This is a genomic window from Mesorhizobium sp. CO1-1-7, from assembly GCF_020164885.1.
GTDB lineage: Bacteria > Pseudomonadota > Alphaproteobacteria > Rhizobiales > Rhizobiaceae > Mesorhizobium > Mesorhizobium australicum.
The window spans coordinates 315,383-333,218 of the sequence record NZ_JAIUHA010000002.1 but is presented as its reverse complement, the minus strand read 5'-3'; the positions used below and the strand labels follow the sequence as shown (position 1 = coordinate 333,218).

The window sequence follows — 17,836 nt, the reverse complement described above, 5'->3', positions numbered from 1 at the left end:
AACGGATCTGGCGTTCGTCGGTTCCAAATGTCGTGTCAAAATGCGGCTGAACCGAACCTGAACTTGGGTCATTCCCCGGCGCGAATGAGGCAGAACCTTGACGTTGCATCTTCGCAACAGCGAAATGTCAGCAGCAAGTTCGTGCTGCGCTGCACGCGGCTTGGTGCAAGGACTCCAGCGACCTATATTGCGGTCCGGCGGTTGCGAGTCCAAGAGGGCCCGGCACGTCGAACTGGGCACTTCGCCACAATGTTGCCCCAGGTGCGAACGCCGTTTAACGCATGCCGGGCCATATTTCGTCGGCGTCGCGTTTTCGGGCCGAAATTGAGGATTGACACATATGAGCAAAGCCACTGCCGTGGCGCTGGTGACCGGTGGGGCGAAGCGGATCGGCAAGGCGATTGTCGAGGACCTTGCCAGCCATGGCTTTGCGGTCGCCATCCATTCCAATCGCTCGCACGATGCGGCGGATGCGCTGGCCGCGGGGATCAACCGGTCGGGCGGGCGTGCCGCCGTGGTTGCGGCCGACCTGACCGACATGGATGCCGTCGGCGACCTTGTCGGCCAGGCGGAGGCCGCGCTGGGCCCAATCTCGCTGCTGGTCAACAATGCTTCGCTCTTCGTCGATGATTCCGTCGAGGATTTCGACTGGCGCGCCTGGGACCGCCATTTTGCCATTCACCTGAAAACCCCGGCGCTGTTGGCGCAGAACTTCGCCCGTTCCTTGCCGGAAGGGCAGGACGGGCTGATCGTCAACATCATCGACCAGCGCGTCTGGCGGCCGACGCCGCGCTATTTTTCCTATGCGCTATCGAAATCGGCATTGTGGACGCAGACGCAGATGTTGGCCCAGGCGCTCGGGCCGCGCATCCGCGTCAATGCGATCGGGCCAGGCCCGACGCTGAAGAACGTGCGCCAGAACGATTCGGATTTTGACGCGCAGGTCGCTGGCCTCATTCTGAGGCGCGGCCCGGAATTGCCGGAATTCGGCGCCACCATCCGCTATCTCTGGCAGGCGCGCTCGGTCACCGGTCAGATGATCGCGCTCGACGGCGGCCAGCATCTTGCATGGCAGACGCCCGATGTGACAGGCATGGCGGAATGAGTCCTTTGGATCACAAGAACAAGGCGCGCGGCGGCGCTGATGATCTTCCTCCCGAAATCGACCTCGAGGACGAGGCACTGGAGGAGATCGTCGAACCGGTTGGCCCGGATGTCGCCTTCACGGCCATCGACTGGACGCCGCATGCAGGCGACGCCGAAGGCATGGTCGGCGCCGAGGTGATTCAGACACTGGTCAAGCGGCTGCCCAATGCGCCCGGCGTCTACCGGATGATGAACGCCGCCGGCGACGTGCTCTACGTCGGCAAGGCGCGCAGCCTGAAGAAGCGTGTCACCAACTACGCGCAAGGCAGATTCCACACCAACCGCATCGGCCGCATGGTGCGCGAGACGTCGACGATGGAATTCGTCGTCACCCGCACCGAGATCGAGGCGCTGCTGCTCGAAGCCAATCTCATCAAGCGTTTGCGGCCGCGATTCAATGTGCTGATGCGGGACGACAAGTCGTTCCCGTATATCCTTTTGACCGGCGACCATGTCTCGCCCGGCATTTACAAGCATCGCGGCGCGCGGTCGCGCAAGGGCGACTATTTCGGCCCCTTTGCCTCGGCCGGTGCCGTCGGCCGCACCATCAATTCCCTGCAGCGCGCCTTCCTGCTCAGAAGCTGCACCAATTCTTTCTACGAGAACCGCACGCGGCCATGCCTGCTCTACCAGATCAAGCGCTGCGCGGGTCCGTGCACCGGCGAAATTTCGCATGAGGGTTATGCCGAGTTGGTCGCCGAAGCGAAGGACTTTTTGTCCGGCCGCAGCCAGAAGGTGAAGACCGAGATTTCGGCCGCCATGCAGCAGGCTTCGCAAGACCTCGATTTCGAGCGCGCCGCCATCTATCGCGACCGACTGGCGGCCCTGTCGCACGTGCAAAGCCATCAGGGCATCAACCCGGCGACCGTCGACGAGGCCGATGTGTTCGCCATCCACCAGGAAGGCGGCCAGGTCTGCATCCAGGTGTTTTTCTTCCGCACCGGCCAGAACTGGGGCAACCGTGCCTATTTCCCGAAGGCCGATCCGGCGCTGGAGGGATCGGAAGTGCTGGGCTCGTTCCTGGCGCAGTTCTATGACGACAAGCCGACACCGCGTGCCATTCTCTTGTCGCAGACCGTCGAGGACCAGGAACTGCTGGCCGAGGCGCTCTCGACCCGCGCCGGCCGCAAGGTGGCGATTTCCGTGCCGCAGCGCGGCGAGAAGAAGGACCTGACCGACAACGCCCTGCAGAATGCGCGTGAGGCACTCGGCCGTCGGCTGGCCGAAACCTCGACGCAAGCGCGGTTGCTTGCCGGTTTCGCCGAGACCTTTGGCCTCGCCAAGCCGCCGGTGCGCATCGAGGTTTACGACAATTCGCACATCATGGGCACCAACGCCGTCGGCGCCATGGTCGTCGCCGGGCCGGAAGGCTTTGTGAAAAACCAGTACAGAAAATTCAACATCCGCTCGACCGAGATCACGCCGGGCGACGATTTCGGCATGATGCGCGAAGTGATGGAGCGGCGTTTTTCGCGGCTGCTCAAGGAGCATGGCGATGTCGCCGTGGCTGAGGATGCGGCTGCGGGCGAGGCGATGGCGGCCGAGGCGGGCGATGATATCGAGGACGACATTTCCGGCAGCTTCCCGGCATGGCCGGACGTCATCCTGATCGATGGCGGCCAGGGCCAGATGACGGCGGTGCGCAAGATCCTGTCGGATCTCGGCATCGAGGACCGGGTCGTCGCCATCGGCATCGCCAAGGGGCAGGACCGTGATGCCGGCCGCGAGCGTTTCTTCGTCAGGGGCAGGGACTCGTTTTCATTGCCGGTTCGCGACCCCGTGCTCTATTTCGTCCAGCGGCTGCGCGACGAGGTCCACCGCTTCGCCATCGGCTCGCACCGGGCCCGCCGCAAGAAGGAGATGGTCAAGAGCCCGCTCGATGAAATCGCCGGCATCGGCCCCGGCCGCAAGCGCGCCCTGCTGCTGGCATTCGGAACCGCCAAGGCGGTCAGCCGCGCCGCGATCGAGGATCTGAGAAAAGTCGATGGCATTTCCGAGCAGGTCGCCAAATTGGTCTACAATCATTTTCACGAAAGTTGAAAAAATTCGCCACTTTCAGCTGGCCAGTCGAATCTGGCCTGTTGACCCCCTACAACAGCTTCTGATTTGAGTACGCAGGCAGAAAGAGTCCACCAGACATGGCCCAGCGCGCGTTCAACCTGCCTAATATGCTGACCTACGCCCGTATCGTCGCGGTGCCGCTGGTCGTGTTGTGTTTTTTTCTCGAAGGCCATCTGAAATCGAGCGACTTCGCTCGCTGGTCGGCGCTGGTCATTTTCCTGCTGGCGTCCGTTACCGATTATTTCGATGGCTATTTTGCGCGTGCCTGGCAGCAGACCTCCAACATCGGTAAGATGCTCGATCCGATCGCCGACAAGCTGCTGGTCGCCACGTGCCTCTTGCTGCTTGCTGCCGACACCGACCGCCATGCCGGCATCGCCGGCTGGTCGCTGTGGGCGGCCATCATCATCCTGTGCCGCGAAATCCTGGTTTCTGGCCTGCGCGAATATCTGGCGGCACTCAAGGTCTCGGTGCCGGTGACGCAGCTCGCCAAGTGGAAGACCACCATCCAGATGGTCGCCATCGCTTTCCTGCTGGCGGGGCCGGCCGGCGACAAGGTCTTCCCGCTGACAACGCAGACCGGTCTCGTGCTGCTGTGGATCGCGGCCCTCGTGACGCTCTACACCGGCTACGACTATTTCCGCGCCGGCCTCAAGCACATCATGGACGAGTGAGATGACGACCCGTCTCATCTACTTTGCCTGGGTTCGCGAACGGATCGGCATGCCGGAAGAAGATGTCGAACTGCCGGCCGGCATAGAGACGGTCGCCGACCTCTTGCGCTGGCTGCGGTCGCGCGGCGAAGGCTACGAACACGCATTGCAATATCCCGACGTGATCCGCGTTGCCATCGACCAGGAACATGTCGACCACCGCGAGAAGATATCGGGCGCGCGCGAAATCGCGCTGTTCCCGCCGATGACCGGGGGCTGACAGTCATGTCGGCCGTCCTGGCAGCGACGGTGCGCATTCAGCGCCAGGATTTCGACGTCGCCGCCGAGATCGCCGCACTGACGCAAGGCCGCGTCGACATTGGCGCGGTGGTCACCTTCTCAGGCCTGTGCCGCGACGAGCAGGGCGCGCTCTCGGCACTCGAACTCGAGCACTATCCGGGCATGGCTGAAGCCGAGATCGGCCGCATCGCAACCGAAGCCAGCGAGCGCTGGCCGCTGCAAGGCCTCACCGTCATCCATCGCCATGGCAAGATCGCGCCGGGGGAGAACATCGTGCTGGTGGTAGCCGCTTCGGCGCACCGCCAGGCGGCGTTCGAGGCGGCGGACTTCCTGATGGACTACCTCAAGTCGCGTGCACCCTTCTGGAAGAAGGAACATCGCACCGACGGCTCCGAGGGCGGCTGGGTCGAGGCCAAGGAAACCGATGCCCAGGCAGCCCAGCGCTGGAAGCGGCCGCCATCCGAATAATACCGTGCCGACCTTGCTCGTCCATGGCAACCGCGACCGCTCGGCGCCCATCGAGCTGACGGGCATTCCGTCGGCCAGGCTCATTCCGCACTGCCGTTTTCTCGTTTACGAGGGCGCGCCGCATGGCCTCATGTACACCCATATGGATCGGCTGCATGCCGATGTGCTGCGATTCGTGCGCGAGAGTTGAGCGCCAGCAAAGAAAAAGGCCGGCGAAACACCGGCCTTCTCGCATGGAAGTGCAGTGTCGGCTCAGCCGACGATTTCGGTATCCGAGAACCAGTACTTGATCTCCTGCGCGGCCGTTTCCGGCGCATCCGAGCCGTGCACCGAATTCTCACCGATCGAGAGCGCATGCACCTTGCGGATGGTGTCTTCGGCGGCGTTGGCCGGATTGGTGGCGCCCATTACTTCGCGGTTCCTGGCGATGGCGTTCTCACCTTCCAGCACCTGCACGATGGTCGGGCCCGAGGACATGGAGTCCACCAGTTCGCCGAAGAACGGGCGCTCCTTGTGGACGGCGTAGAAGCCCTCCGCCTCGCGGCGGCTCATCCACACCCGGCGCGAGGCGATAACGCGCAGGCCGGCCTCTTCCAGCATCCTGGTGATGGCGCCGGTGAGATTGCGCCGCGTCGCGTCCGGCTTGATCATGGAAAAAGTGCGTTCGAGCGCCATGGGTCGTCCTTGTCTGAATTCGAATTGAGAGTGGCGGGCTCTATACAAGCCGCCCGGCTGATTGCCAAGAGGGGTGAGGAGCGGGTGAGGCGTGGTCCGCCAAGCGTTCGGAAAGCCAATTGTTTGACTTTCCAGACGACGAACGCCCGGAGCGACAGCGCAGGGCCGGAATGGTCGGTGCTTCCGTGGCTGATCCCGTCGGCCGTCGGCATCAGACGGCTGCACAGCAACGGTTTGCTTGCTATAGTCGCCCGGTCGGCGCCGCGCTGAAGTCGGCCCGAATGGAGACAACATGACCATGACAGACGATCGTCAGGAGCGCATTCGCAACCGTGCACATCAGATCTGGCAGGAAGAAGGGCACCCGGCCGGTCAGCACGAACGCCATTGGCACCAGGCGGCAGCCGATGTAGACCGGGAGGACGCGGGGAAGCCGACGGTGGGCAAGAAGCCGGCCAAGAAGGCACCTGGCGCCAGCAAGGCAAAAGCCGCGCCCAAGCAAGAAAAGCTCGTCGCCAAAGCCGGCAAGCCGAAAGCCAGCAAGCCAAAGAAGGCGGCGAAGTAAGGCGGCGAAGTAAGGCGGCGAAGTAAGGTCAGCTGTTCGGCCCCTGATTTTCGCAACAGGTTGACGGGCTCGAGCTGCCCTGCGGATAGAAGGCCTTTGCGGCGTCACGCCGCCGCCGCAACCTTTCGTCCAAGCCCGCCATGCAGGTCGAGGCAGCGGGTGAACCACTGCGCCACCACGTCGCTGTCTTCGAGCAACTTGTACGGCGATGCGATGCGCGCCCATTGCAATGCCCCGAAGACGATATAGTCGGCAAACAGCGGCGAGGCGCCGCCGATGAATGGCTGGTAGCTCAACATGGAGCGCAGCGGCTCCAGCGCCGCCCGGAAGGTTGCCAGGCCGGCGTCGCGTGTGGCGACGACGTCCTCCAGCCGCTTGCCGAAGCGCTGCTCCCGGCTCTGGCGGAAATACGAGCCATTCTGTTCGTCTTGCATGGCATGAAGGTCGACGAGCGCCGCCGTGGTGACGTAAGGGTGGATCGTCGATTGCGACCAGCGCTCGATGAAGCGCGCCATCGCCTTGCCGCCTTCGCCGCCAAACAGGCTAGGCCGATCCGGATAGGCCTCCTCGAGATAGAGCGCGATGGCAAAGGAATCGGTGACGACCTTGTCGCCGTCGCGGATCACCGGAACGGTTTTCGAAACGCCGCCCTCAACGGCGGGCACTTCGAGAAAACGCGTCGGCGCGGTCGACATTTCGAGCCCCTTGTGGGCCAGCGCCATTGTTGCCTTCCAGCAATGTGGACTGAACGGGCGGCCCTCGTCACGCCCGACGAGTTCGTAAACAAGAATGGTCATTGGCGCGGGTTCCTTTGCAGTCTAGGTATCGCTCCCGACACCCGAAACGGACCGGCGGGAAAAAATGAAACAGCACTTCATGATGTTTGCGGCATACAATCAATGGGCCAATGGCCGCATCTACGATGCCGCCGACGATCTCAACGACGAGGAATTCAATCGCGACGTCGGCGCCTTCTTCGGCTCGCTGATGGGCACGCTCAACCACCTGCTCGCCGCCGATCGCATCTGGATGAAGCGCTTCACCGGCGAAGGCGCCGCGCCGACGACATTGGACGCTATATTGTACCGGGCCTTGCCTGTCCTGAGGACAGCGCGCGAGGCCGAGGACCGGCGGATTATCGACTGGCTCGGCGGCTTGAGCGACAAGGCGCTGTCGGGTCGTTTCACCTATATGACCGTATCGGACATGCGCACCGTCTCGCAACGCCTGGCGCCCGCGCTGGCTCATATCTTCAACCACCAGACCCATCACCGCGGCCAGGCGCATATGATCCTGACGGCCCTGGGTCGCCCGTCGGTGCCGCTGGATCTGGCGCATTTCCAGCGCACCGAGGAGGGCAGGGCTTTCGCCTGATCCAGATGGTTTCGTTCTAAATTCGATGGCGAACGGTTGGCGCGGACTATCGCCGCATTTTCACACAGCCGCCGAAGCCAGGCCGGTGACTTCGCCATCCAATTGGCTCTGTGTCAGAGCCGCTTCCGCCATCACCCATTGCTTGAACCGCAGCACCTTGCGCGCGGCAAGGCTCTTGTGGGGCGAGACGAAATACCAGCCGGCCGTGTTCGGATGGTGGACGGCAAAGGGAGCGACCAACCTCTCGGCGCGGATGTCGCTGGCCATATAGGCACGGTTGGCGACGGCAAAACCCATTCCGGCATTGGCCGCCTCGTAGGACATCATGCAAGAGTCGAAATAGATGCTTTTGGTCTCGCTGAGCACAAAACTGGCCCCGGCGAAACCAAGCCAGGATTGCCAGTTCTGGGTGCAGGTGTCGGAATGCAGCAGCGTGAAGTGCTTGAGGTCGTCCGGCGTCACCTTTGATACCGGCTTGTCGCCGAGAACCTCATGGAACAATTTGCGGTTGCACACCGGGGTCAGGTCTTCCCGAAACAGCAGGTCGGACGGCAGTCCGTTGAAATGGCCGTCGCCATAGCGGATTTCCAGATCGAATTCGGAAGTCGTGAACTCATGCGTCGCGTACGAGGTCGAAACCCGCATCACGATATCGGGATGTTGCTGCTGGAACAGCGGCAGGCGCGGAAACAGCCAGCGCGCGGCAAATGTCGGCAGCACGGATATTTTCAGCACATGTTCCTGTGATTGCCCTGTCGCTTCCATGCTGGCGGCGACGATACGCTCCAGCGCCTCGCGAACGCGCGAGACATAGGTCTCGCCCTCCGGTGTCAGCGACACCGCATTGCCGCCGCGCTGAAAAATCTTGAAACGCAGCTGGTCCTCCAGGCTCTTGACGCGCTGGCTGACCGCCGATGCGGTGATGAACTGTTCTTCTCCGGCACGCGTGAAATTGCCGTGCCTCGCAGCACTCTCCACGATTTTCAGCGAATTGAGGTTGACCTGACTGAGCAGACGCACGGTTTCGACCTTAAGCTTGGCTTACGGTAGCACTAGCATTCCTAATTTTACAGGGGGAGCTAATTTAATCGACTGTTAGCCAAGTGTTTGCCCCCACTTGGAGAAGTACAATGAACGCACATACGATACCCGAATTGCGCTATGCGATGAGCCGCGAGGCCATTATCGGCCACGAAACCGCCTGGAAGGTGTCGAGCTTCGGCGTTGCGCAGTATCTGCATGGCTATGATCCGGTACTGCTTGCCGCGATCGAGGAGGCCGCCCTGAAGCTCAAGGCCAGCCATGCCGTGCACAAGCATCTCGATCTGACCTTCATCACCGGCGCCGACCGTTTCATACCTGAAATCAAGGAGTTGCTGAACGACAAGTTGCGCCTGGAGCGCCTGTCCGACATGATGGGCACGAAGCTGGAACCCTATCCGCTGTCGATCGTCGGTTCGACCGTTACCTTCATGAATCCCAGGGATGGCGCCGTCGAATGGCATTGCGACGGCGTTCCGGTCACCGAACTCATTCCGCTGTCGATCAGCGATCCGCTGGTCGGCGGCCATCTCGAAATCTATTGCGATGATTCCGAGACCGGCCGCGCCATTCTCGAATCCGGCCGCGAGATTCCGCGCAACCGTATCATGCGCATCGATCACAAGATGAGATATGCGACGCTCGGGCAGTTCCTCGGCGTCCTGCACCGCACGGCGCCGATCCAGTTCGGCGAACGCGTCACCCTGGTGCTCAACCAGCGCTCCGTGGCCAAGCCCTATGTCGACGACAACAGGATGTTTTACCTTGCCGCCGACAATGATCACGACCGCGAATGGGTCAATGAACTGGCCGAGGACGTGTGGACCAATCAGCTGCCGGCCTATCGCCGGTTCGAGGCGGAACATCCGACGCCGGCCCCGGCCGAAGCACCGGTTCCGGGTGGGGCCAGGGAATCATGGTAACGATCCATGATCCGGAAAAAAGGGAGCCGGTTTTCGGACAGGATCATGGTCGAACGCAGAGATAGAGCCCCATGGCGCTTCTTTCGGCATGGATCAGGCTCGATGTCCGCGCTGGTCTTCGCCACCGGCGCGGTGGCGTTGTGGTCGACAAATGCGCTGGTCGGCAAATCCCTGCTGGCCAGTCACCCGGTGTCGCAGGTGCAGTTCCTGCAATTTGTAGGGGCCACGCTGGTCTTCGCGGCCATCCGGTTGATGAGCCGGGAGAAAGCCACGGCAATCACGGCGAGCACCGCGCTGGTGCCGCTCGCGGTCGGCTTCATCGGTCTGGTCGGCACCATGGTGCTGCAATATATCGCCTTCGCCTCGATGCCGGTGATCGAAGCCAATCTCGTGGCCTACACCTGGCCCTTGATGGTTGCCGCGGCCGTGATCGCCTTCGAAAATCCCCGGCGTCCGGCTTTGCTGGGTCTTGCAGCGGCCCTTGGGTTCGTGGGCGTCGCGCTGGTGATTTCGGGAGGCCGCGACCGCACCTGGTTTCCGGGTGATCTCGCCGGCTATCTGTGCGCATTCGGGTCCGCGCTGTGCATGGCTTTCTATTCGGTGATGGTGGGACGGCTCGCCCCTTCGCCGGACCGCCTGTTGCTGCCATCGTCGCTGGTTGGCGTCGCCTTGACGCTTATATGGTCCGCTCGCGAAGGCGTCGCCTGGCCCACCGGGGTGGATCTGGCCCTCGGGCTCTATCTCGGTGCCGGCCCCATGGGGCTTGGTTATTACTTCTGGTCGCGGGCCCTGAAACTGGGAGGCAGCGGAAAGGTGGCTGTCATTGCCTATCTCACGCCGATCGCTTCGACATTGCTGCTGACCTTGTCCGGCGAACGGTTGACGACGACAGCCATTGCCGGAGCCGTCCTTGTCATAGGCAGTTGCATCGCGGTCGGACTGGAACGTTCGGAGGCGGAAAATTATGTTTGACGACAATGAACGTCTCGCCAGGCAGGAAGCGCATTGGCTGATCAAGGAATTTGGCGCCGAGGCACCACTTTACGCCGCGATGAAGGCCGAAAAGGCGATCGAGCAGAAGGATTTCGGGCGTTGTGCCCGCTGGAAGCGTATTCTTGAGATATTGGCTGACAGCCGTTCAACCAAGTCTGCCGTATCCAAGTATTAGATTTTCTAATTTGCACGAGGTCGATTTCCCATAAAAGTAGTTGGCGCCAAGTCTTGATTCGTTTTGGGACTTGGCGGGTCCGTTGGGGGCACGGTTAAAGAGATACATCGACAAAAGTCTTCACTGGGGTAGACGACTTTGTCGCAAACAGGGTGAAAGAATTGTCAAATATCGAGGATAAGATCGTTATCGAGCTAACCGCCGATATTGTCTCGGCTTACGTAGGCAACAATCCGCTCCCGGCTTCGGGCCTGCCTGACTTGATTGCCAGCGTCAGCGCCTCGGTCCGAAAGCTGGCTGGTGCGGCTGTCGTGGAAAGCCCGAGCCTTGTTCCGGCCGTGAATCCGAAAAGGTCGGTGTTTCCCGACTACATCATCTGCCTGGAGGACGGAAAGAAGTTCAAGTCGCTCAAGCGACACCTCAGGACGGACTACGGTTTGAGCCCTGACGACTATCGCGCCAAATGGGGCTTGCCGCCGGACTACCCGATGGTCGCGCCGAATTACTCCGCGACCCGGTCGGCGTTGGCGAAGTCGACGGGACTTGGCCGCAAGCCGGCCGCTGCGCCGGCAGTCGTGGCCAAGACGACAAAGCGCGGCAAGGCGGCTGCCTGAGGCCTTGCCGACTGCACGGCGGGCGCTGTCGCGGCTCTGACGGCGCGGTTGTGGGCGCCGTTTCCAGGCCTTGTGCGGCCAACTGGCCCGCAAGGTCTTGCGAAGCGTTGATGTCCGGTGCAAAAGCGCGGCCATGCTTATCATCAACGACCTCTCGCTCCGCATGGCGGGGCGCCTGCTTCTCGACCACGCCTCGCTCACCCTGCCGGCCGGCACCAAGGCCGGTCTTGTCGGCCGCAACGGGACCGGCAAGACGACGCTGTTCAAGGCCATAACAGGCGATTTCCCCTCCGAGACGGGTTCGATCAGCCTGCCGAAGAATACGCGGATCGGTCAGGTGGCGCAGGAAGCGCCCGGCACCGAGGACCCGCTGATCGAGATCGTGCTCAAGGCCGACCTCGAACGTTCCGCGCTCCTCGAAGAGGAAAAGACCGCCACCGATCCGCACCGCATCGCCGACATCCACATGCGGCTGGCCGATATCGACGCCCATTCGGCCGAGTCTCGCGCGGCCACCATCCTGGCCGGCCTAGGCTTCGACGACGCCGCGCAGCGCCGTCCGGCCTCGTCCTTCTCCGGCGGCTGGCGCATGCGCGTTGCGTTGGCCGCCGTGCTGTTTTCGGAGCCCGACCTTCTGTTGCTCGACGAGCCGACCAACTATCTCGACCTTGAAGGGACGTTGTGGCTTGAGAACTATGTTTCAAAGTATCCGCACACGGTGCTTCTGATTTCGCACGACCGAGATCTGCTCAACCGTGCCGTCAATTCGATCGTTCATCTCGACCAGAAGAAGCTGACGTTCTGGCGCGGCGGCTACGACCAGTTCGAGCGCCAGTATACCGAGCAGAAGGAATTGCAGGAAAAGGGCCGGGTTAAGCAGGAGGCCGCCCGCAAGCACATGGAATCCTTCGTCGAGCGTTTTCGCGCAAAGGCCTCCAAGGCAAGGCAGGCACAGTCGCGCATCAAGGCGTTGGAAAAGATGAAGCCGATCTCGGCCATCGTCAACGACACGGTACGGCCGTTCTCTTTCCCCGAGCCTGTGAAGACCGTGGCCTCGCCGATCGTGGCGCTGAACAACGTCAATGTCGGCTACACCGAGGGTCAGCCGATCCTGAAGAAGATGACGCTGCGTATCGATGCCGACGACCGCATCGCGCTGCTCGGTGCCAATGGCAACGGCAAGTCGACCTTCGCCAAACTTCTGTCGGGTCGCCTGAAGCAGGAAACCGGCACCATGACGGTGGCGCCGGGTTTGAAGGTGGCGATCTTCGCCCAGCACCAGCTCGACGATCTGCGTCCTGAGGAGAATGCCTATGAGCACGTCCGCCGGCTGATGCCGGAGGCGCCGGAATCGAAAGTGCGCGGCCGGGTCGCCCAGTTCGGCCTCACGACGGAGAAAATGAATACGCCCGCCAAGGACCTGTCCGGTGGCGAGAAGGCGCGCCTTCTGATGGGCCTGTCTGCCTTCGAGGGGCCGAACCTGTTCATCCTCGACGAACCGACCAACCATCTCGACATCGACAGCCGCGAATCGCTGATCCATGCGCTGAACGAATTTCCCGGCGCCGTTATCCTGATCTCGCACGACCGCCATCTTCTGGAAGCGACCGCCGACCGGCTGTGGCTGGTCAAAGACGGTGCGGTCAATCCCTATGACGGCGACCTGGAGGACTACAAGACGCTGGTCACCGGCGTCTCCGGCGACCGCCGTGGCAAGCGCGAAGCGGACAAGGCGTCAAAAGCCGACCGTCGCCGCGACGCGGCCGCTCGCCGTGCCGCCTTCGAACCGCTGGCCAAGGAAATCCGCGCCACCGAGGCGCTGATGGATCGCATCCGCAAACGCATCGACGGCATCGAGGACGAGCTGTCCAATCCGGCGGTCTATGAAAAGGATCCCTCGACCGCGACGCGGCTCGCCAAGGAGCGCTCGCAGCTTGCGCAGACGCTGGCAGGCCACGAGGAAAAATGGCTGACCATGTCGGCCGAATATGAGGAAGGCACGGCGGAGTAGGGTGCGTGATCTCTCGACGAGGGGGAGATTGGCTGATTATCTGGCCCTACACGCCACTCCCGAAACCCGCTACACATCTCCCATGAACCAGCACGCCAACCTCCGCATCGGCCATTCGGCCTGTCCGCATGATTGCCCGTCGACCTGTGCTCTCGAGGTCGAATTGCTCGACGGCAACCGCATCGGCCGGGTCCATGGCGCCAAGGCCAACAGCTACACATCGGGCGTCGTCTGCGCCAAGGTCGCCCGCTATGCCGACCGCGTCCATCATCCCGATCGTCTGCTGAAGCCGCTGGTGCGCAAGGGCGCCAAGGGCGAGGGCGTCTGGCAGGAATCTAGCTGGGAGGCCGCTCTCGACCTCGTCGCCGAGAAATTCGACGCGGCCGAAGCGAAGTACGGCTCCGAGACGGTCTGGCCCTATTACTATGCCGGCACGATGGGGCTGGTGCAGCGCGACGGCATCGAGAGGTTGCGCCACGCGAAAAAGTACTCGGGCTTCTTCGGCTCGATCTGCACCAATCTCGCCTGGACCGGCTGGATGATGGGGGCAGGCGCGCTGCGCGGACCGGACCCGCGGGAGATGGCGAAATCCGACTGCGTGGTGATCTGGGGCACCAACGCTGTGGTCACGCAGGTCAATGTGATGACCCACGCCATCAAGGCGCGCAAGGAACGCGGCGCGAAGATCGTGGTCATCGACGTCTATGAGAATGCGACGATGAAGCAGGCCGACATCGGTCTGGTCCTGAAGCCCGGCACCGACGGCGCGCTCGCTTGTGCGGTCATGCATGTCCTGTTTCGCGAAGGCCTGGCCGACCGCGCCTATCTGCAGAAATACACGGACGATCCGAAGGGCCTGGAGGCGCATCTCGTTACCCGCACGCCGGAATGGGCGGCCGATATTACTGGTTTGACGGTCGCCGAGATCGAGACCTTCGCGCGCCTCGTCGGCACGACGAAAAAGACCTATTTTCGCCTCGGCTACGGCTTTGCCCGCCAGCGCAACGGCGCCGTCAACATGCATGCCGCGTCCTGCATCGCCGCCGTCACCGGCGCCTGGCAGTATGAGGGCGGCGGCGCCTTCCATTCCAATTCCGGCATCTTCAAACTCAACCAGGAGGTGCTCGAGGGCACGCGCATGCGCGATCCCTCGATCCGCTATCTCGACCATTCCCGCATCGGCCCGGTGCTGACCGGCGCCAGTGACGCGCTTTATGGCGGGCCGCCGGTGACGGCGATGCTGATCCAGAACACCAATCCGGTGAATGTCGCGCCCGAGCAGCGGCTGGTGAAGCAGGGATTTTTGCGAGACGATTTGTTCACCTGCGTGCACGAGCAGTTCATGACCGACACGGCCAAGCTGGCCGACGTCGTGCTGCCGGCGACGATGTTCGTCGAGCATGACGACATCTACAAGGGCGGCGGCAACCAGCACATCACGCTCGGCCCCAAGCTGATCGAACCGCCGGAAGGGCCGCGCACCAACCATTTCGTCATCGAGCAGCTGGCCGGGCGCCTTGGTGTCGCCGACAGGCCGGGCTTCGGGCTGACCGAGCAGCAGCATATCGACATCATCCTTGGCAAGCGCGGGTTGGGCAGCTTCGCCAGCTTGGAAGAGCAGAAGTGGATTGATCTGCAGCCGGATTTCGACACGGCGCATTTCATCCGGGGCTTTGGCCATGCGGATGGGAAATTCCGTTTTCGCGCCGACTGGACCGGCCAGGCGGCTCCGAACCGGCCGCCGAAGAGCATGGGTCTGTTCGGCCCGGTGGCGCGATTGCCCGAATTTCCTGATCATGTCGACCTGATCGAGGTGGCTGACGAAGCCCATCCGTTCCGGCTGACGACCTCGCCGGCGCGCAACTTCCTCAACTCGACCTTTTCCGAAACACCGGTGTCGAAGGCCAAGGAGGTCCGCCCGGAACTCCTGCTGCATCCCGAGGACGCGGCGGCTCTGGGGCTGGCCGAGGGCGACCGTGTCGAGATCGGCAACATGCGCGGCGAGGTGGTGCTGCACGCCAGACTGTTCGGCGGCATCAAGCGCGGCGTCGTGATCGCCGAAGGTATCTGGCCGAACAGCGCGCATGAGCGCGGCGAGGGCATCAATGTACTGACCGGCGCCGACGCCCCCGCACCCTATGGCGGCGCTGCCTTTCACGACAACAAGGTCTGGCTGCGCCGGGCGCAAGAGCTGAGTGCATAGCGGCCGCGATTATCGATTGCGCCTGATGTCAATTCGTCCGTCGCAATGGGAGAGTGTCGATGGCTGGCGCGATTTCGCTTCTGGGAATACCGCATGACGAGAATTCATCCTATCTCCAGGGTGCGGCCAAGGCGCCGCCGCTCATCAGGCGCGAACTCACCAGCGATGCTTACTCCTCATGGAGCGAGACCGGCTTCGACCTGACCGGCCGCTTCATCGATCATGGCGACATCGACTTCGACAAACCGGGCGATCCCTGGCAGCGCATCGAAAGCGAAGTCGGTCGCGCCCTGGAGGCAGGCCACCCGCTGATCAGCCTGGGCGGCGACCACGCGATCACCTGGCCGGTGCTGCGCGCGGTGCGCCGTCGCCACCCGAGCCTGACGATCGTGCATATCGATGCCCACCCCGACATCTATCATGCCTACGGTGACAATCCGCGTTCGCACACCTCGCCCTTCGCGCGCATCATGGAGGAACGGCTAGCCGACCGGCTGATCCAGATCGGCCTGCGCGCCGTGAACGACCATCACCGCGATCAGTTCAAGCGCTTTGGCGTCGAGGTCGTGGAGGCCGCGCATTTCGGCGCAAGCCTGACGCTTGATCTCAAGACTCCGGTTTATATCTCGATGGATCTCGACGGGCTCGATCCAGCCTTTGCGCCCGGTGTCTCTCACCGCGAGCCCGGCGGCCTGTCGACGCGGCAGGTCATCAACCTGATTCAAGGCATCAACCAGCCGATCGTTGCCGCTGATATCGTTGAATACAATCCGAGCCAGGACCTCTCCAACATGACGGCGCTTGTCGCCGCCAAACTGACGAAGGAGATCGCCGGCATGATGCTCAGGACATCGCCCGCGGTGGATTGAGGGCGCGCCTGGGATCACACCGGCAGGGTTTCGGCCACCTTTTTCCTGTTTTGCCGTTGGCGGATGTCATCGGCGACCGCCTGGGCCTCGATGCCGATTTCGCGCAACAGCCCGGTGACCGCGTTGTGAAAGCCGACCAGATAAAGGCCGAGATCCGAAGCTCGGGCATTGACGCCGCTGGGGCCGGGCTCCACGCCGGGTTCGAGGAACCTGGCATAGCCTGGCCGGTAGCCGGTGGCGAAGAGGATGGCGTCGAATTCGCCGTGCTTGCCGTCCGCAAAACGGGCGCCCCGTTCCGAGATTTCGGCGATGTCGGGCGCCACCTTGATCGCACCTTCCCGGATCTTGCCGATGGTGCCGACATCGATCACCGGAATGCGCGACGCAAGGGCGATCTGCTGCAGCAGTCCCTGCTTCGGCCGTCTGAGCCCAAACTTCTCCAGCCTCCCCAGCACCAGATCGAGGATGACGGGGAACAGCGCGTCGTTGATGCGCTGCGGCCCGAGCCGCGTCGCCATGCCGACCATCTGGATCGGCACGCCGAACAGTTCGCGCGGGACGATGTGAACGCCGCCGCGCACCGAGATCGTCGGTCGGGCGCCGCCTTCCACCAGATCGAGCGCAATCTCCGCGCCGGTATTGCCCATGCCGACGACCAGCACCGATTGGCCGGCAAAAGGCGCGGCGTTGCGATAGTCGGCGCTGTGCAGCGTCTTGCCCTTGAAGGCGTCGATGCCGGCAAATCTGGGCAGCAAGGGTTCGGCATTGTAGCCGGACGCGATCACCACATGCGAAGCGCGTAAGGCGCCGGAGGTCGATTCCACCCGCCAACCGCGGCCATCCCTGGCGACCGCTCGCACCGTTTCGCCGAAGCGGGGCTCCAGGGCGAAGCCTTTTGCATAGGCGTCGAGATACTCGACCACGAGGTGGCGCGGCACATAGCGCGGATAATCCCTTGGGAAGGGAACGAAGGGCAGCGAGGAGTAACGCTTGGTCGTATGCAGATGCACACGGTCATAGTGACGCCGCCAGGCTGGCGCGGCCTGCTGCTCCTTCTCAAGCATGACGAAATCCTGCCCGGCCTGGCGAAGACATGCGGCAACCGCCAGGCCCGCCGGCCCGGCACCGATGATCGCGACTTTCGTGGTTTCGTCCATGCGCGCCTCCCCCTCCAATTGGCGATCCAGAATGTCAGAAACGTGGCAAGGGTGCACCGGCTCATCCAGGCAGGGGCACCGTCAACCCGACCTTGACGCGGTCCATGGCGACGAAGGTGCGGAACTTCCGCACATTGTTGCTGCCGAAGAACAGTTTTCGCGTCAGCGCCTCGTAGGCGCCCATGTCGGCCACGGCGATGACGAGGATGAAGTCGGCCTCGCCGGTGACATAATAGCATTGCTGTACTTGCGGCTCCGCCGAGAATTGCCGCTTGGCCTCGTCGATCAGTTCGGTGCGTTCGCTCTCGAGCTCCACCTCGACGAAGATAGTGATCGGCTGGCCGACGACCGCCGGCTCGACAATGGCGACATTGCCGGTAATGACGCCGGTCTGCTCCATGCGCTTGATGCGGCGCTGCACGGCTGGCGCCGACAGGTTCACCGCCTCGCCGATCAGCCGTTGCGGCGTCGTGTTGTCCCGCTGCAGGATGGCAAGGATGGCGAGATCGAAGCTGTCGAGTGAGGCTGGCGACTGAGACATTGCTATCCTGACGAAACAAACTTGCATTTCAAGAGCTAAATTGCGGCGCTTTTTGCGCAGGGTTTGC

Annotated in this window: 20 protein-coding genes; 15 read left to right on the top strand and 5 right to left on the bottom strand. The window is 62.7% G+C overall.

Annotation, left to right across the window (positions count from 1 at the left end):
• Positions 1–340: 340 nt before the first annotated feature.
• From LB516_RS05120 to LB516_RS05095, 6 genes are all read left to right on the top strand, one after another.
• Complete coding sequence (locus LB516_RS05120; RefSeq protein ID WP_140726315.1) at positions 341–1,105, top strand: SDR family oxidoreductase; 765 nt, start codon at positions 341–343, stop codon at positions 1,103–1,105.
• Positions 1,102–3,186, top strand: a complete 2,085-nt coding sequence (gene uvrC, locus LB516_RS05115; RefSeq protein ID WP_015318471.1) for an excinuclease ABC subunit UvrC — start codon at positions 1,102–1,104, stop codon at positions 3,184–3,186. The genes LB516_RS05120 and uvrC overlap by 4 nt, the downstream gene beginning before the upstream one ends.
• A gap of 98 nt (positions 3,187–3,284) precedes the next feature.
• On the top strand, positions 3,285–3,881 hold the full coding sequence (gene pgsA / locus LB516_RS05110; RefSeq protein WP_015318470.1) for a CDP-diacylglycerol--glycerol-3-phosphate 3-phosphatidyltransferase: 597 nt from the start codon (positions 3,285–3,287) through the stop codon (positions 3,879–3,881).
• 1 nt (position 3,882) lies between these two features.
• The gene (moaD, locus tag LB516_RS05105; RefSeq protein ID WP_140664705.1) at positions 3,883–4,140 is read left to right on the top strand and encodes a molybdopterin converting factor subunit 1; all 258 of its coding nucleotides are present in this window, start codon (positions 3,883–3,885) and stop codon (positions 4,138–4,140) included.
• Between the two features lie 5 nt (positions 4,141–4,145).
• A complete protein-coding gene (locus tag LB516_RS05100; RefSeq protein ID WP_224719057.1) occupies positions 4,146–4,628 on the top strand; it encodes a molybdenum cofactor biosynthesis protein MoaE in 483 nt (160 codons plus the stop codon).
• Between the two features lie 4 nt (positions 4,629–4,632).
• Positions 4,633–4,818 (top strand): alpha/beta fold hydrolase, encoded by a 186-nt coding sequence (locus LB516_RS05095; RefSeq protein WP_224719056.1) that lies wholly within the window; start codon positions 4,633–4,635, stop codon positions 4,816–4,818.
• A 62-nt stretch (positions 4,819–4,880) separates the two neighbouring features.
• On the opposite strand, the gene ndk is transcribed toward LB516_RS05095, so the two are convergent.
• Positions 4,881–5,303 (bottom strand): nucleoside-diphosphate kinase, encoded by a 423-nt coding sequence (ndk, locus tag LB516_RS05090; protein WP_015318467.1) that lies wholly within the window; start codon positions 5,301–5,303, stop codon positions 4,881–4,883.
• A gap of 292 nt (positions 5,304–5,595) precedes the next feature.
• Here ndk and LB516_RS05085 point away from each other — a divergent pair, with 292 nt between their 5' ends.
• The gene (locus tag LB516_RS05085) at positions 5,596–5,868 is read left to right on the top strand and encodes a DUF2934 domain-containing protein (protein WP_015318466.1); all 273 of its coding nucleotides are present in this window, start codon (positions 5,596–5,598) and stop codon (positions 5,866–5,868) included.
• 104 nt (positions 5,869–5,972) lie between these two features.
• Here the strand turns inward: LB516_RS05085 and LB516_RS05080 are convergent, their stop codons facing one another.
• Positions 5,973–6,665, bottom strand: coding sequence for a glutathione S-transferase family protein (locus tag LB516_RS05080; protein WP_224719055.1), 693 nt, complete (start codon positions 6,663–6,665; stop codon positions 5,973–5,975).
• A gap of 64 nt (positions 6,666–6,729) precedes the next feature.
• Between LB516_RS05080 and LB516_RS05075 the strand changes: the two genes are divergently transcribed.
• A complete protein-coding gene (locus tag LB516_RS05075) occupies positions 6,730–7,242 on the top strand; it encodes a DinB family protein (protein ID WP_224719054.1) in 513 nt (170 codons plus the stop codon).
• A 60-nt stretch (positions 7,243–7,302) separates the two neighbouring features.
• On the opposite strand, the gene LB516_RS05070 is transcribed toward LB516_RS05075, so the two are convergent.
• The gene (locus tag LB516_RS05070) at positions 7,303–8,262 is read right to left on the bottom strand and encodes a LysR substrate-binding domain-containing protein (RefSeq protein ID WP_015318463.1); all 960 of its coding nucleotides are present in this window, start codon (positions 8,260–8,262) and stop codon (positions 7,303–7,305) included.
• A gap of 110 nt (positions 8,263–8,372) precedes the next feature.
• On the opposite strand from LB516_RS05070, the gene LB516_RS05065 reads away from it, so the two are divergent.
• The 7 genes from LB516_RS05065 to speB all read left to right on the top strand — a co-directional run bounded on the left by LB516_RS05065 (position 8,373) and on the right by speB (position 16,071).
• Positions 8,373–9,206 (top strand): hypothetical protein, encoded by an 834-nt coding sequence (locus LB516_RS05065; RefSeq protein ID WP_015318462.1) that lies wholly within the window; start codon positions 8,373–8,375, stop codon positions 9,204–9,206.
• A 45-nt stretch (positions 9,207–9,251) separates the two neighbouring features.
• Entirely contained in the window at positions 9,252–10,178 is a 927-nt protein-coding gene (locus LB516_RS05060; protein ID WP_318011806.1) for a DMT family transporter, read from the top strand.
• A complete protein-coding gene (locus LB516_RS05055) occupies positions 10,171–10,374 on the top strand; it encodes a hypothetical protein (protein ID WP_015318460.1) in 204 nt (67 codons plus the stop codon). Before LB516_RS05060 ends, LB516_RS05055 begins: the two co-directional genes overlap by 8 nt.
• Before the next feature lie 161 nt (positions 10,375–10,535).
• Positions 10,536–10,988 carry a MucR family transcriptional regulator gene (locus LB516_RS05050; protein WP_015318459.1) on the top strand — a complete coding sequence of 151 codons (453 nt, stop codon included), beginning with the start codon at positions 10,536–10,538 and terminating at the stop codon, positions 10,986–10,988.
• Positions 10,989–11,121: 133 nt separating this feature from the next.
• Positions 11,122–12,999 (top strand): ABC-F family ATP-binding cassette domain-containing protein, encoded by a 1,878-nt coding sequence (locus LB516_RS05045; RefSeq protein ID WP_140878575.1) that lies wholly within the window; start codon positions 11,122–11,124, stop codon positions 12,997–12,999.
• Positions 13,000–13,081: 82 nt separating this feature from the next.
• Entirely contained in the window at positions 13,082–15,202 is a 2,121-nt protein-coding gene (locus LB516_RS05040; protein ID WP_140717885.1) for a molybdopterin-dependent oxidoreductase, read from the top strand.
• A 59-nt stretch (positions 15,203–15,261) separates the two neighbouring features.
• Positions 15,262–16,071: an agmatinase gene (speB, locus tag LB516_RS05035; RefSeq protein ID WP_140717882.1), complete on the top strand. Its 810-nt coding sequence runs from the start codon at positions 15,262–15,264 to the stop codon at positions 16,069–16,071.
• Positions 16,072–16,085: 14 nt separating this feature from the next.
• Here speB and LB516_RS05030 read toward each other — a convergent pair whose 3' ends face one another.
• Positions 16,086–17,228, bottom strand: coding sequence for a flavin-containing monooxygenase (locus tag LB516_RS05030; RefSeq protein ID WP_224622130.1), 1,143 nt, complete (start codon positions 17,226–17,228; stop codon positions 16,086–16,088).
• A gap of 61 nt (positions 17,229–17,289) precedes the next feature.
• Positions 17,290–17,769, bottom strand: coding sequence for an Lrp/AsnC family transcriptional regulator (locus LB516_RS05025; RefSeq protein WP_140823708.1), 480 nt, complete (start codon positions 17,767–17,769; stop codon positions 17,290–17,292).
• Positions 17,770–17,836 lie beyond the last annotated feature (67 nt).

Excerpts from the sequence above, each read along its gene's own strand:
- LB516_RS05060 (WP_318011806.1), top strand. The coding sequence starts at position 9,252 with ATGGTCGAACGCAGAGATAGAGCCCCATGGCGCTTCTTTCGGCATGGA.
- LB516_RS05100 (WP_224719057.1), top strand. The coding sequence starts at position 4,146 with ATGTCGGCCGTCCTGGCAGCGACGGTGCGCATTCAGCGCCAGGATTTC.
- LB516_RS05120 (WP_140726315.1), top strand. The coding sequence starts at position 341 with ATGAGCAAAGCCACTGCCGTGGCGCTGGTGACCGGTGGGGCGAAGCGG.
- LB516_RS05065 (WP_015318462.1), top strand. The coding sequence starts at position 8,373 with ATGAACGCACATACGATACCCGAATTGCGCTATGCGATGAGCCGCGAG.
- LB516_RS05030 (WP_224622130.1), bottom strand. The coding sequence starts at position 17,228 with ATGGACGAAACCACGAAAGTCGCGATCATCGGTGCCGGGCCGGCGGGC.
- LB516_RS05025 (WP_140823708.1), bottom strand. The coding sequence starts at position 17,769 with ATGTCTCAGTCGCCAGCCTCACTCGACAGCTTCGATCTCGCCATCCTT.
- LB516_RS05045 (WP_140878575.1), top strand. The coding sequence starts at position 11,122 with ATGCTTATCATCAACGACCTCTCGCTCCGCATGGCGGGGCGCCTGCTT.
- LB516_RS05080 (WP_224719055.1), bottom strand. The coding sequence starts at position 6,665 with ATGACCATTCTTGTTTACGAACTCGTCGGGCGTGACGAGGGCCGCCCG.
- pgsA (WP_015318470.1), top strand. The coding sequence starts at position 3,285 with ATGGCCCAGCGCGCGTTCAACCTGCCTAATATGCTGACCTACGCCCGT.
- uvrC (WP_015318471.1), top strand. The coding sequence starts at position 1,102 with ATGAGTCCTTTGGATCACAAGAACAAGGCGCGCGGCGGCGCTGATGAT.
- ndk (WP_015318467.1), bottom strand. The coding sequence starts at position 5,303 with ATGGCGCTCGAACGCACTTTTTCCATGATCAAGCCGGACGCGACGCGG.
- LB516_RS05075 (WP_224719054.1), top strand. The coding sequence starts at position 6,730 with ATGAAACAGCACTTCATGATGTTTGCGGCATACAATCAATGGGCCAAT.
- LB516_RS05040 (WP_140717885.1), top strand. The coding sequence starts at position 13,082 with ATGAACCAGCACGCCAACCTCCGCATCGGCCATTCGGCCTGTCCGCAT.
- speB (WP_140717882.1), top strand. The coding sequence starts at position 15,262 with ATGGCTGGCGCGATTTCGCTTCTGGGAATACCGCATGACGAGAATTCA.
- moaD (WP_140664705.1), top strand. The coding sequence starts at position 3,883 with ATGACGACCCGTCTCATCTACTTTGCCTGGGTTCGCGAACGGATCGGC.
- LB516_RS05085 (WP_015318466.1), top strand. The coding sequence starts at position 5,596 with ATGACCATGACAGACGATCGTCAGGAGCGCATTCGCAACCGTGCACAT.
- LB516_RS05055 (WP_015318460.1), top strand. The coding sequence starts at position 10,171 with ATGTTTGACGACAATGAACGTCTCGCCAGGCAGGAAGCGCATTGGCTG.